The sequence below is a fragment of the Serratia sp. 22278 genome (assembly GCF_052045405.1).
In the GTDB taxonomy this organism is placed as follows: domain Bacteria; phylum Pseudomonadota; class Gammaproteobacteria; order Enterobacterales; family Enterobacteriaceae; genus Serratia; species Serratia marcescens.
On the sequence record NZ_JBQEOW010000001.1, the window covers coordinates 686186 to 699358 of the forward strand.

Here is a 13173-nt window from a genome sequence, read left to right on the forward strand (position 1 = left end):
GCGAACTCTCAGGGTGCAATAAAGACAAGGGCGAGAGTTTATCACAAAGCGGAAAAAAACAGGGCCCGGCATTGCCGGGCCCTGAGGAAAACGCGAAAGTTAATCGCGCGGAATGGCGGTGCCCCAGGTTTTCCAGTCCTTCGGCTCTTCCGGATTCAGCAGGAAGTGCTTGTTCGGCGTCGCTTTCGGCGCCAGTGGAATGGTCGGCGGCGTGGCGAAGGCGATGCCGCCGCGGATGAACTGCTGGAAGGTGCCGCTCTTGATCACGCCGCCGGTCAGGCCGAACTGCAGGTTGTAACCCGACGCCAGCCAGAACACGCTGTTGTTGCGCACCAGATGTTGATACTTCTTGCTGATGCGCAGCGCAACGTGCACCCGGTCGGACATGGCGCCAAGGTAGAAACCGGTGATGGTGCCGACCTCCACGCCGCGGAACAGCACCGGCGTGCCGATCTGCAGCGAGCCGGTTTCGGCCGCGTCGAGCACGACGCTCAGGCCATCGAGATAGCGCGAGTCGGTGATGCTGGCCTGCTGCAGCTCGAAGGTGCGCAGCTCGCGGCCGCGCCCCGGCTCCACGTTGATATAAGGTTGAAGCAGGGTATCGAGATTGCTGACGCCGGCGGCGGAGATCTCCGGCGACACGATCGAGAAGCGGCTGCCGAGGCGCGCGAAGGTCTGCACGTATTCCGGATACAGCACCGCTTTGGCCAACACTTCGTTGCGCTCCGGCGCCAGCTGCAGCGACTCCACCTGGCCGACGTCGATGCCGAGGTAGCGCAGCGGCATGCCCGCCGACAGCTTGCTGGCGTCATAGGTTTTCAGCGTGATTTGGCTGCCCACCGCGCGGGCGGCGGTTTCGCTGGCGTACAGCACGCGGTTGGCGCCCTTGTTCAGCGTCACGCCCTGTAGATTATCGAAGCTGATGGCGCCTTTCAGCGCGCGGTTGAGCGGCGAAGCCTGCACCGTCAGCCCGCTGCCGTTGAGCTGCACCTTGGCGCCGCCTTCGGCCCAGAAGATGCTTTCGCGCGTCAGCAGCTTGCGGTATTCCGGGCTGATGTAGACGTCCACCTCAAACTCGTTGGCCTTCGGCCGAACGTTGACGATCTCGCCCACCTGGAATTTGCGGTACAGCACTACCGAGCCGGCCTGCACGTCCGGCAGGCTGGTGGCGCTGAGGGTCAGGGTGGTGGCGGGGGCGTTGCCGACGATGCCTTCCTCGGCTTTTTCGCTGTTGGCGTACAGCGGGTATTGGCCGCCCGGTTCCCCCTTGCTGCCGGGAATAATGCGCACGCCGCCGTCTACCCATTCCTGGGCGCTGGCGCCAAGCACTTCCATGCCGTCAATGCCCAGCTTGACGTCGAGACGGCTGTTGACCACGAATTTGCTGTCTTTGTGCAGCAGGCCGCGGTACTGCGCGTCGATGGCGGCGGTGAATACCACGCCGCCGGCGGTCAGCGTGCGGCTCAGGATTTGGCCGACTTTCACGCCGTGCACCACCAGCGGCTGCCCGACGTCGATGCCGTAGCTTTGCGGCGCATTCAGCGTAACGGTCAGCGCGCCAGGCTGTTGCAACAGCGTTTCGCTGCTGTCCAGCACGTTGAAGCGCTGCTGCGGCTCGCCTTCGCCCGGCACCAGCTCCAGCGTGGTGCCGGTCAGCAACTGGCTAAGCTTGGCGTCGTTGAGGCTGATGCGCGGGCTGCGCATCACGATGCGGGTGCCGCTGCGCATCAGATCGACCACCGAAGGATCGATGGTCAGTTCACCGACCACTTTGCTGTCCTGTTGCAACGTCAGCTTGGTCAGGGTGCCGACCTGCAGCCCCTGGTACATCAGCGGCGTGCGGTTTTCGCTCAGGCTGTTGCCGCTCGGCAGATCCAGCAGGATATTGACGCCGCGCTGGCTGTGGGCCAGATCAGGATACAGGGTATAGCTCTGATCGCCCTTGGCCTGCTGGCCATCGGCCGGAGAATCGAAGGCAATGGCGCCGTTGACCAGCGCAGCCAGGCTCTCCATCTGCACCGTGGCGCCGGACAGGCTAAAATCGCCCTTGAAGCCGGAAACGTTCCAGAAGCGGCTGTTGCTCTTCACCAGGTTGGCGAAGCGGCGGTCGATCAGCACGTCGATGGTCACGCCCTTGTTGCCTTCGCTGATGGTGTAGTCATACACCTTGCCGACCGGAATTTTACGGTAGTAGACCAGCGAGCCGCTGTTGAGCGAGCCGAGATCGTCGGCGTGCAGGTGAATCATCAGTTCACCGGTGTTCAGGCGGTACTTCGGCTGGGTATCGAGCGCGGTGAAGTGGGTTTGCTCCTTGCCGCTGCCGGGCATCATGCCGATATAGTTGCCGCCGACCAGCGCATCGAGGCCGGACACCCCGGCCAGCGAGGCCTTGGGCGTCACCAGCCAGAACTGGGTGCCTTCGCGCAGCGAGTCTTCCAGATCGCTTTTGATGCTGGCTTCCACCACGATGCTGCGCAGATCTTTGCTCAGACTGATTTTTTGCACCGTGCCGACCTCAACGCCCTGGTAGCGCACCGGCGTGCGGCCGGCAACGATGCCCGCCGCCGATTGGAAATCGATGGTGACGGTGGTGCCGCGCTCCTGGACATTGTTATAGACCAGCCACCCGGCGATCAGCAGGGCGATGAACGGCAGTAACCAGAACGGTGAAATGCGGCGTTTGTTCTTGACCCGCGCTTCAGTCGGTGTAGTCGGCGTTTCCTGTTGCATGTGCATCCCAAATCAATCGGCTATCGAGCCACTCAACGGCAAGAATAGTCAAAATGACCGCCGAGCCAAAGTAAAACGCGGCCGGTCCCATAGTAAAAGATAACAGCTGGTCGCGGTTTACCAGCGACATCATCAAGGCGATAACGAACAGATCGAGCATCGACCAGCGGCCGATCCAGGTGACCAGACGCAGCAGACGAATGCGCGTCTTCAGGCTGTGCGAGGTTTTGAAGTGGATGCTCAGCAACAGCGTGATCAGCACGATCACCTTGGTAAAAGGCACCAGCACGCTGGCGATGAACACGATGGCGGCGATCGGCACGTTGCCGGAGGTGGCCAGTGAGACCACGCCGGAGAAGATGGTGTCTTCCATCCGCACGCCGTTGGCGTAAATGATGGAAATCGGCAGCAGGTTGGCCGGTATCAGCAGGATCATCGCCGCGATCAGCGCTGCCCAGGTTTTCTGCAGGCTGTAGGGCTGGCGGTGGCACATCGGCACATGGCAGCGCGGGCAGCGGCCGCGCGCGTCAGGGTAGCCGGTATAGTGACAGGACAGGCAAATATGCAGCGCCGCTGGCGGGCCTTCCGGCTGTTCCTGCGGATAGTAACGCTCCCACAGCTGCTCTAGGTTAGCGTGGATCAGCGTCAGGATGCTGAGCAGGGTGAGCGACAGGTAGGCGATCAGCGCGCTGCCCGCCTGGATGTCGGCGTAATCCTGCACCTTGATGGCCGCCACCGCCATGCCGATCAGATAAATGTCCAGCATCACCCACTCTTTCAGCCGTTCCAGCATCAGCAGCACCGGGCGCAGGTTCATGCCGAGCGCGTGGCCGAAGCGCAGGTACAGCAACGACAGCGCCAGCGTCAGCGGGGCGCCGAGGGTGCAAAACGCCACCATGCTGGCGGTGAGCGGATCGCCCTGGCGGCTCATCTGCCAGATGCCCTCCAGCAAACTGGCGTCGATGCGCGTGCCGAGCAGGCGGATGCTGATCAGCGGTTCGGTGAAGGCGAACGGCATCAGCAGCAGCATGGTGATCGCCATGGCGGTCAGACGCGTCATCGACCAGTCGCGGCCGTGCACCACCTTGGCGTTGCAGCGCGGGCAATAAGCGGCCTGATTGCCGCTGAGCGGCGGCAGCATGAACAGCAGATCGCACTCGCAGCAGCGTTGGTGGCGCGCTTTGGAAAGGGGGGCGGTGATCGCGTGTATTTTCATTTTTGACAAGTCGCTGCCCTTGAGCCCGCCGGAACTGTCAGCGTAGCTGAAAAATAAACCGGCCGCGTCACTGGCGATCGGGCGCCGGACGGTAAAACGAGGTAAACCGGGATTCTGAGCGGCAAACATACCCCGAGCGACGGGGTTTTGTGAAGCAACAGATGATTAACCTTGTGGCTATACGCATTTAATGCTTATTTTATAGGGCCTAAGCTTTGGGCTTCTGGCCATCTTCACTGTTTCAATGGTTATCACATGACAAAAGAACAATTCTACGCGGAATTAAAACGTGATCTGAGCGCGTTGCTCGGCGGGGAGACCAACTTTATCGCGGCGCTGTCCAACGCCAGCGCCTTGCTCAACGAGCGTCTGGATGACGTGAACTGGGTCGGTTTCTATCTGATGGAGGGCGAACAGCTGGTGCTGGGGCCGTTCCAGGGCAAGATCGCCTGCGTGCGCATCCCGGTGGGCAAGGGCGTGTGCGGCACGGCGGTGGCGGAAAATCGCGTGCAGCGCGTCGGCGACGTGCATGCGTTCCCGGGCCATATCGCCTGCGATGCGGCCAGCAACGCGGAAATCGTGCTGCCGCTGGCGGTTGGCGGCCGGACGATCGGCGTTTTGGATATCGATAGCACGGTTTATCAACGCTTCGACGAACGGGACGAAGCGGGCCTGAAAGCAGTGGTGGCGGGGCTTTGTGAGCAACTGGAACAGTGCGACAGTGCGAAATATGTGACTGTGGCGGCAAGTTGATCGACGGTTAACGTGGCAATTACCGATGGCGTCATTATAATGACGCCTGTTCATGCCTGTGGCTTGTTGGCAATACCGTTGTAATCAGGAAATTTCATGGAAAATCAACCTAAGTTGAACTCTAGTAAAGAAGTCATTGCTTTTCTTGCCGAGCGTTTTCCGCTCTGCTTTAGCGCCGAAGGCGAAGCTCGTCCGCTGAAAATCGGTATTTTTCAGGATTTGGTAGAGCGCGTGCAGGGGGAAGAGAATCTCAGCAAAACGCAATTGCGTTCTGCCCTGCGCCTGTACACCTCAAGCTGGCGTTACCTGTACGGCGTTAAAGTCGGCGCGCAGCGCGTCGATCTGGACGGCAATCCGTGCGGTGAACTGGAACAGCAGCATGTCGATCATGCTCGCCAGCAGCTTGAAGAAGCCAAAGCGCGCGTTCAGGCACAGCGTGCCGAACAAAACGCCAAAAAACGTGAAGCCGCCGGCGAATCCGCCGATGCTGCGCCACGCCGTCCGCGTCCAGCCGGTAAAAAGCCCGCTGCACGTCGCGAAGGCGGAGCCGCGCCGGAAAACCGCAAGCCGCGCCCACAAACTCGCCCACAGCCCGCTCGCCAACCTCGTGTAGCCAAAGAGGAAAGCCAGCCGCGTTATGCGCCAGTCACGGATATCTCTAAACTGCAAATTGGCCAGGAAATCAAAGTCAGAGCAGGCAAGAGCGCGATGGATGCTACCGTACTCGAAATCGCTAAAGATGGCGTACGTGTGCAGCTCTCTTCCGGTCTGGCGATGATTGTGCGCGCAGAACACTTGCAGTTCTGATACGGAGGCCAACCCAGGCATGAACAAATTCGTCAGATTAACAGCGATTGCAGGGCTGCTGTGGGCGGGTGTCAGTTACGGCGCGGAAACAGCCAACATCCGCATCGGCCAACTGCCCCAACTGCAACAGGAACCCCAGCACGCTACGGTGAGTGAGCGCGTTACCTCGCGCTTCACTCGCTCTCATTACCGCCAGTTCGCCCTTGACGCGGAGTTTTCAGGCAAGATCTTCGATCGCTACCTGAACATGCTGGACTACAACCATAACGTATTGCTGGCTTCCGACGTGGCGCAGTTCGCCGGCAAACGCAATCAGGTTGGCGAAGAGCTGAAAACCGGCAAGCTGGACACCTTCTACGCGCTGTTCAATCTGGCGCAGAAACGCCGTTTCGAGCGTTATACCTATGCGTTGTCGTTGCTGGACAAGCCGATGAACTTCACCGGCAACGGCACTATCGATCTCGACCGCAGCAAAGCGCCGTGGCCGAAAGACAAGGCCGAGCTGGATAGCCTGTGGGATGCGAAAGTCACCTATGACGAGCTGAACCTCAAGCTGACCGGCAAGACCGACAAAGAAATCCGCGACACGCTGACCAAGCGTTATCAGTTCGCCATCAAGCGCCTGACGCAAAGCAACAGCGAAGACGTCTTCCAACTGGCGATGAATGCCTTTGCGCATGAAATCGACCCGCACACCAACTATCTGTCTCCGCGCAACACCGAGCAGTTCAACACCGAGATGAGCCTGTCGCTGGAAGGCATCGGCGCGGTGCTGCAGATGGATGACGACTACACCCTGATCAACTCGATGGTGCCGGGCGGCCCGGCGGCGAAGAGCAAGGCGATCACCGTAGGCGATCGCATCGTCGGCGTCGGCCAGGCCGGCAAACCGATGGTGGACGTGATCGGCTGGCGTCTGGACGACGTGGTGTCGTTGATCAAAGGGCCGAAGGGCAGCAAGGTGCGCCTGGAAGTCCTGCCGGCCGGCAAGGGCACCAAAACCCGCGTGGTCACCTTGACCCGCGAGCGCATCCGCCTGGAAGACCGCGCGGTGAAAATGACCATCAAGACCGTCGGCAAAGAGAAGGTGGCGGTGTTCGACATCCCCGGCTTCTACGTCGGTCTGACCGATGACGTGAAAGTGCAGCTGCAGAAGATGGCCAAGCAGAACGTCAAGAGCGTGATCATCGACCTGCGCACCAACGGCGGCGGCGCGCTGACTGAAGCGGTGTCGCTGTCCGGCCTGTTCATTCCGAGCGGCCCGGTGGTGCAGGTGCGCGATAACAACGGCAAAGTGCGTGAAGACGCCGACACCGACGGCGTGACCTACTACAAAGGCCCGCTGGTGGTGCTGGTCGATCGCTTCAGCGCCTCCGCCTCCGAGATCTTCGCGGCGGCGATGCAGGATTACGGCCGCGCGCTGATCGTCGGCGAACCGACCTTCGGTAAAGGCACCGTGCAGCAGTACCGTTCGTTGAACCGCATCTACGATCAGATGCTGCGCCCTGAGTGGCCGGCGCTCGGTTCGGTGCAGTACACCATTCAGAAGTTCTACCGCGTCAACGGCGGCAGCACCCAGCGGAAGGGCGTGACGCCGGACATTCTGATGCCGACCGGCGTCGATCCGGCGGAAACCGGCGAAGCGTTTGAAGACAACGCCATGCCGTGGGACAGCATCAATGCGGCGACCTACAGCAAGACCGGCGATATGACGCCGTTCGAGCCGGAACTGCTGAAAGATCACCAGCAGCGCATTGCGCAAAATCCGGAGTTCCAGTACATCGCGCAGGATATCGCGCATTACAAGGCGCTGAAGGATAAACGCAACATCGTGTCCCTCAATCTGGCGGTGCGCGAGAAAGAGAACCACGATGACGACGCGACCCGTCTGAAACGCATCAACGAGCGCCTGGAGCGCGCGGGCAAGAAGCCGCTGAAATCGCTCGACGATCTGCCGAAGGATTACCAGGAACCGGATCCGTACCTGGATGAATCTGTGCATATCGCGCTGGACCTGGCTCATCTGGAAAAAGATCAGCCCGCTCAGCAGCCAACGCCGGCCAAATAAGGCCGCCTACGGCAGGATGAAAAACGCACCCTCGGGTGCGTTTTTTTATGGCGACGCGAAGGCCAGCCTCCCTGCTGGATGAAGGGAGGCGGGCTGATGCATCGCCTGACAAATTTAGGGTAAAAAAACCTCCGCCTTGCGCAACAATCGTTTACAATTTGCCAAATCCCGGTCGCGCGCCGTTTTTGTAAAGTTTCGTATTTTTAGTAGGTTAATGACGCGCGACTCTTGAAACTGTGACGAATGCCCATACGATCTAGGGTATCTTAGACAGCGTTTTGTTAACATTTATGAGGAAGTAAACATTTTATGATGCGTATAGCTCTGTTCCTGCTCACCAACCTGGCGGTGATGTTGGTTTTCGGGCTGGTGCTCAGCCTGACAGGAATCCAATCCAGTAGCGTTCAGGGCCTGATGATCATGGCCGGTCTGTTCGGCTTCGGCGGCGCTTTCGTGTCGTTGCTGATGTCCAAGTGGATGGCGCTGCGCTCCGTCGGCGGGGAAGTGATTGAACAACCGCGTAACGAAACCGAAAACTGGCTGCTGGAAACGGTACGCCGTCAGTCGCAGCAGGCGGGCATCGCCATGCCGCAGGTCGCTATCTACCACGCGCCGGACATCAACGCCTTTGCTACCGGCGCACGCCGCGACGCCTCGCTGGTCGCCGTCAGCACCGGCCTGCTGCAGAGCATGAGCCGCGACGAAGCGGAAGCGGTCATCGCGCACGAAATCAGCCACGTTGCCAACGGCGATATGGTGACCATGACCCTGATTCAGGGCATCGTGAACACCTTCGTCATCTTCATTTCACGCCTGATCGCGCAGGTCGCCGCCGGTTTCCTCGGCAACCGCGACGGTGATGGCGAAGGGGAAGGCAACGGCAACCCGATGATTTACTTCGCGGTGTCGATGGTGCTGGAACTGGTGTTCGGCATCCTGGCGAGCATCATCACCATGTGGTTCTCGCGTCACCGCGAGTTCTATGCCGACGCCGGCTCCGCCAAACTGGTGGGCCGCGAGAAGATGATCGCCGCCTTGCAGCGTCTGAAAACCAGCTATGAACCGCAGGAAGCGGGCAGCATGATGGCGTTCTGCATCAACGGCAAATCCAAGTCGTTCAGCGAGCTGTTCATGTCGCATCCGCCGCTCGACAAGCGTATCGAAGCGCTGCGTTCCGGCCAGTACCTGAAATAATCGGCTGAATGAAAGGAAAACCCCGGCTTGCCGGGGTTTTTTTTATGGCATACCTGAACCGCTTGGTCAGCGGCGGTGACGGATTCAACAATGAAATTCGGCAATGAATGGGGTAAAGCGCCTCACCAAAGTCTACGGGCGTTAATGCTGCGCAGCAGCGTCCGAAGTCCCTGAAGCCCACCTGAAAATAGCGTCTTTCTGCCTCTCAGCCTGGGCAGGTGCGATGCCCGTTCACCCGGTGAGTGGGTAAGCCGCATCGTGCTCGGTCACGGCCGGCTGTTTGGCTTTGGAGGCGCATGTTATATGCTTTGGCGCAATGACATTTGTCCCTGAGGCCCTATGAAAATCAACCACCTTCCCTTACTCAACGGTGATGAGCTACCGGCGCGCCTGGCCGAATTGACAAGCGGTATCGCCGATGCGGTTGCGGAACTGTTCAACCGGCATGATGACGATGCTGAACAGCCGGCTATTCGCTGGCATTCAGGCGATCTTCACCTCCCGGCATTTTTCCCCGACGAGCACGACAGCCACGAGTACGATTACCTGATCGTGGACGGCGATGTGATCGTGGAAGGATGCCTGGCGGTGTCACCGCAGCGCGAGGACGGCGGCATTGTCGTGCTGGGTCGGGTGCAGGCGGATACGCTGATTTGCTGGGGCGGACTGGTCGTGCGTGATGATGTCCGCATACGCCACGCCTATTGCAGCTCAGGAAACGACGGCGCATTCGTGGTGGGGGGAGACCTGACCGCGCTCACTCTGGTAGAGACGGGGGAGTTTATCCATGTCCATGGCGATCTCGACGCGCGGTGTCTCGCTTCGTTGCAGAACTTCGTTCAGGTTGACGGAGACACGCGCTGTGATTGCCGCATCGACAGCGCGCAGGCCGAAGATCTGATAAAGCGGATGTTCGTCCCTGGCTTACTGAAGGGCTTCGAGGGGGTGGATAACGACGGCCAACGCATTGTTGGCTGGTATCCGGATGACGACGCCTATTTAGCGTGTCTACGACAAGGCCGCAGCCCTTTGAGGAGCGGCGACTGACGCCAGGCCTGCATCGCACTCGACGCGGCCCGGCTCAGGCAGGCCGCGACGGTTTTAAAATCGATTGGGTTCCGGCTCTTTCAATGTCCTCTATTTCACCTCGCGGCTGGGCTGCGCCGTTTGCGCGGTCGATTGGGTGATGCGCAGGCCGCTGACCGCCGCCGCCAGGGTAGCGAACACGCCGGCCAGGATCAGCGAAGCGTGGGTGCCGGAGGTAGGGAACAGGTTGAACATCAGCGCCACCAGCGCGGCCCCCGAGGTTTGCCCCAGCAGGCGGGCGGTGCCCAGCATGCCGCTGGCGCCGCCGCTGCGGTTGCGCGGCGCGGCGGAGATGATGGTGTGGTTGTTGGGCGACTGGAACAGGCCGAAGCCGGCGCCGCACAGCACCATGCGCCAGATGATGTCCATATTCGACGGCGCCGCCGGCAGCAGCGCCAGCGAAAACAGCCCGAGCGCGAACAGCGCCAGCCCAATACAGCCCAGCAGGCCGGCGTGCACGCGCTCCACCAGCCGACCGGCGATCGGCGCCATCACCACGATCGCCAGCGGCCACGGCGTCAGCAGCAGCCCGGTCGCCACCTCGTCGCGGCCCAATGCACTTTGCAGGAAGAACGGCAACGACACCATCGCCAGCATTTGCGCGGCGAACGAACAGATTGAGGTGCCCATCGACAGGGCGAAGATCGGGATACGCAGCAGGTCGACGGGCAGCAGAGGGAATTCCTGGCGCAACTGACGGCGCACGAACACCGCGCCAATCGCCAGCAGTGCGGCGATTTCGCTGAAGATCAGCGTCAGGCTCTGGCCCTGGGCGAAGCCGCTGATGGCGGTGATCAGCAGGCCGAAGGTCAGCGCGTTCAGCACCGCGCTGGTGGGATCGAAACGGCGGTTATCGCTTTTCTGGCCGTTGGCCGGCAGGAATTTCATCCCCAGCAGCAGCGCGACGATGCCGATCGGCAGGTTGATGGCGAACAGCCACTGCCAGGACGCGACCGACAGGATAGCGGCCGCCACCGTCGGCCCGGCCGCCGAGGAGCAGGCGACAATCAGCGAGTTGATGCCCATGCCGCGGCCGAGAAAACGCTGCGGGTAGATGATGCGGATCAGCGCGGTGTTGACGCTCATGATGGCGGCGGCGCCAAAGCCCTGCAGCACGCGGGCGATGGTCAGGGTGAGCAGCGAGTCGGACAGGGCGCAGAACAGTGAGGTGATGCTGAACACCAGCAATCCGGCCTGATAGATGCGGCGATAGCCGACCAGATCGCCGAGCGACGCCAGCGACAGCAGAGACACGGTGATCGCCAACTGATAGGCGTTGACTACCCAAATGGAGCTGGCCGGGCTGGCGTTGAGATCGCGAGCGATGGTGGGCAGCGCCACGTTGGCTATCGCGCCGTCGAGCACGGATACGGTAATGCCGAGGGCGATGGCGAGGATCGCCCCATAGCGTTGCGGGACGGGGAGGCCGTCGGAACAAGGACGCATGTTGGTCTCAGCGGTATTTATTCAGGGGAGTATTATCATGCTAATCATATTCGCCCGTGATTGCATGCCCCTTGTCCGCTTAATTGTAAACGGCGGTGAGCGGGCCAACGGTTATCCATTTGGCTTCAATTGCTTAGCGTTCAGCCGCGTTGCGCGCTGCGATCTGTTCCGATTATACTGAAACCCTTGTTTAAATTTCCTGAAACAAAACCGTTAAGTAGGGTATGCACCATGGCTAACGCAGATTCAGACAAGCAACCGGATGCCGTCTCATCCGTGATGAAAGTGTTCGGCATTCTGCAGGCGCTTGGCGATGAGCGCGAGATTGGCATTACCGAACTGTCCCAACGGGTGATGATGTCCAAAAGCACCGTCTACCGTTTTCTGCAGACCATGAAAGCGCTGGGCTACGTTTCGCAGGAGGGCGAGACGGAAAAGTATGCGCTGACGCTCAAGCTGTTCGAACTGGGCGCCAAATCGTTGGAGAACGTCGATCTGATCCGCAGCGCCGACGTGCAGATGCGCGAACTGTCGAACCGCACCCGCGAAACCATCCACCTCGGCGCTCTGGATGAGGACGGTATCGTCTATATCCACAAGATCGACGCGATGTACAACCTGCGCATGTATTCGCGCATCGGTCGCCGTAACCCGCTGCACAGCACCGCCATCGGTAAAGTGCTGCTGGCCTGGCGCGATCGGGATGAGGTGGCGCAGATCCTGTCGCAGATTGAATTTACCCGCAGCACCGAGCATACCTTGGCCAGCGCCGCCGAACTGTTGCCGGTGCTGGATCGGGTACGAGCGCAGGGATTCGGCGAAGATGCCGAAGAGCAGGAGGCGGGGATCCGCTGCATCGCCGTACCGGTCTTCGATCGGTTCGGGGTGGCGATCGCCGGGTTGAGCATCTCTTTCCCGACGCTGCGTTTTTCCGACGCGGCGCGGGAGGAGTATGTGGCGTTGCTGCACGTCGCCGCCCGACGCATTTCCGAGCTGCAGGGCTATCACGACTACCCGTTCTGACCCTTCGTTTCTAAAAACAAGGCGCCGCCATGGCAGCGCCTTGTTGCTATTTTGCGCCCGGCGTCAGCCGCTGCGCAATCCGCTCCAGCACTAACATCAGCAACAGCGTGGCCGCCACCAGGATCATGGTCAGCGTCGCGCCGTTGGCGATGCTGCCGCGATCGGTCAGGCTGAAGATCGTGACCGGCAGCGTCGCCCAACTCGGCGGGTAGATCATCATGGTCGCGCCCAGCTCCCCCATCGACAGCGACAGGCTGAGCGCGAAGGCGGAGATCATGTAGGGGGCGATCATCGGCAGGGTGACGTGGCGCAGGCGGAACAGCGGCGAAGCGCCCAGGCTGGCGGCGACGTTCTCGTAGTCGCCAGGTAGCCGGGTCAACCCGGCCATCACGTTGCCGAAGGTAAAGGCGGAAATCAGCACGAAGTGAGCGGCGGGCACGATCAGGAAGGTGCCGTTCATCTGCAGCGGTCCCTGGCTGAACGCCACCAGCATCCCCAAACCGATAGAGACCGAAGGCACCGCGCTGGGAATGAAAAACAGCGTGCCCAGCAGCCGTCGGCCGCGTTCAGGCGCGTGGCGCAGCGCCAGCGCCGCCCAGGTGCCGCACAACAGCGCGAACAGGCTGGCGCTGAAACCGATAGCCAGACTGGCGACCAGCGCGTCCCAGGAGGCGCCGCTGAACGCCTGGCGGAAGTGGTTGAGGGTGAAACCGCTCGGCAGCACGCCGTTCCACTGTTCACTGAGGCTGGACATCAGGATCACCGCCAGCGGCAGGCAGAAGAACAGGGCGAACAGCGTGATCGTCAACGTGCAGGTCAGGGTGCGTCCGGTGCGGGACCATATCAACAT

At 60.8% G+C, this 13173-nt stretch carries 10 protein-coding genes; 6 read left to right on the top strand and 4 right to left on the bottom strand.

From position 1 onward, the window contains the following. Window positions 1-99: 99 nt before the first annotated feature. Window positions 100-2730 (bottom strand): MlaD family protein, encoded by a 2631-nt coding sequence (locus ACTJJ6_RS03480; RefSeq protein WP_440802108.1) that lies wholly within the window; start codon window positions 2728-2730, stop codon window positions 100-102. Next, complete coding sequence (yebS, locus tag ACTJJ6_RS03485; RefSeq protein ID WP_049300246.1) at window positions 2699-3946, bottom strand: membrane integrity lipid transport subunit YebS; 1248 nt, start codon at window positions 3944-3946, stop codon at window positions 2699-2701. Before yebS ends, ACTJJ6_RS03480 begins: the two co-directional genes overlap by 32 nt. 255 nt (window positions 3947-4201) lie before the next feature. Here yebS and ACTJJ6_RS03490 point away from each other — a divergent pair, with 255 nt between their 5' ends. The 5 genes from ACTJJ6_RS03490 (at window position 4202) to ACTJJ6_RS03510 (ending at window position 9815) form a co-directional block, all read left to right on the top strand. After that, window positions 4202-4699 carry a GAF domain-containing protein gene (locus ACTJJ6_RS03490; RefSeq protein WP_097102273.1) on the top strand — a complete coding sequence of 166 codons (498 nt, stop codon included), beginning with the start codon at window positions 4202-4204 and terminating at the stop codon, window positions 4697-4699. Between the two features lie 96 nt (window positions 4700-4795). Beyond that, window positions 4796-5506, top strand: a complete 711-nt coding sequence (gene proQ, locus ACTJJ6_RS03495) for an RNA chaperone ProQ (RefSeq protein ID WP_016928000.1) — start codon at window positions 4796-4798, stop codon at window positions 5504-5506. Between the two features lie 19 nt (window positions 5507-5525). Then, window positions 5526-7574, top strand: coding sequence for a carboxy terminal-processing peptidase (gene prc / locus ACTJJ6_RS03500; protein WP_016927999.1), 2049 nt, complete (start codon window positions 5526-5528; stop codon window positions 7572-7574). A gap of 309 nt (window positions 7575-7883) precedes the next feature. Further along, on the top strand, window positions 7884-8768 hold the full coding sequence (htpX, locus tag ACTJJ6_RS03505) for a protease HtpX (RefSeq protein ID WP_016927998.1): 885 nt from the start codon (window positions 7884-7886) through the stop codon (window positions 8766-8768). 339 nt (window positions 8769-9107) lie between these two features. After that, on the top strand, window positions 9108-9815 hold the full coding sequence (locus tag ACTJJ6_RS03510) for a hypothetical protein (protein ID WP_420276942.1): 708 nt from the start codon (window positions 9108-9110) through the stop codon (window positions 9813-9815). Window positions 9816-9905: 90 nt separating this feature from the next. Here the strand turns inward: ACTJJ6_RS03510 and ACTJJ6_RS03515 are convergent, their stop codons facing one another. After that, entirely contained in the window at window positions 9906-11300 is a 1395-nt protein-coding gene (locus tag ACTJJ6_RS03515) for an MFS transporter (RefSeq protein ID WP_049300224.1), read from the bottom strand. Between the two features lie 231 nt (window positions 11301-11531). On the opposite strand from ACTJJ6_RS03515, the gene kdgR reads away from it, so the two are divergent. Continuing rightward, the gene (gene kdgR, locus ACTJJ6_RS03520; RefSeq protein ID WP_028128163.1) at window positions 11532-12323 is read left to right on the top strand and encodes a DNA-binding transcriptional regulator KdgR; all 792 of its coding nucleotides are present in this window, start codon (window positions 11532-11534) and stop codon (window positions 12321-12323) included. Window positions 12324-12369: 46 nt separating this feature from the next. Here kdgR and ACTJJ6_RS03525 read toward each other — a convergent pair whose 3' ends face one another. Then, complete coding sequence (locus ACTJJ6_RS03525) at window positions 12370-13173, bottom strand: ABC transporter permease (RefSeq protein WP_016927993.1); 804 nt, start codon at window positions 13171-13173, stop codon at window positions 12370-12372.

Coding starts and splice junctions, on each gene's coding strand:
- proQ (WP_016928000.1), top strand. CDS start 4,796: ATGGAAAATCAACCTAAGTTGAACTCTAGTAAAGAAGTCATTGCTTTT.
- ACTJJ6_RS03515 (WP_049300224.1), bottom strand. CDS start 11,300: ATGCGTCCTTGTTCCGACGGCCTCCCCGTCCCGCAACGCTATGGGGCG.
- prc (WP_016927999.1), top strand. CDS start 5,526: ATGAACAAATTCGTCAGATTAACAGCGATTGCAGGGCTGCTGTGGGCG.
- htpX (WP_016927998.1), top strand. CDS start 7,884: ATGATGCGTATAGCTCTGTTCCTGCTCACCAACCTGGCGGTGATGTTG.
- ACTJJ6_RS03490 (WP_097102273.1), top strand. CDS start 4,202: ATGACAAAAGAACAATTCTACGCGGAATTAAAACGTGATCTGAGCGCG.
- ACTJJ6_RS03510 (WP_420276942.1), top strand. CDS start 9,108: ATGAAAATCAACCACCTTCCCTTACTCAACGGTGATGAGCTACCGGCG.
- ACTJJ6_RS03525 (WP_016927993.1), bottom strand. CDS start 13,173: ATGTTGATATGGTCCCGCACCGGACGCACCCTGACCTGCACGTTGACG.
- yebS (WP_049300246.1), bottom strand. CDS start 3,946: ATGAAAATACACGCGATCACCGCCCCCCTTTCCAAAGCGCGCCACCAA.
- kdgR (WP_028128163.1), top strand. CDS start 11,532: ATGGCTAACGCAGATTCAGACAAGCAACCGGATGCCGTCTCATCCGTG.
- ACTJJ6_RS03480 (WP_440802108.1), bottom strand. CDS start 2,730: ATGCAACAGGAAACGCCGACTACACCGACTGAAGCGCGGGTCAAGAAC.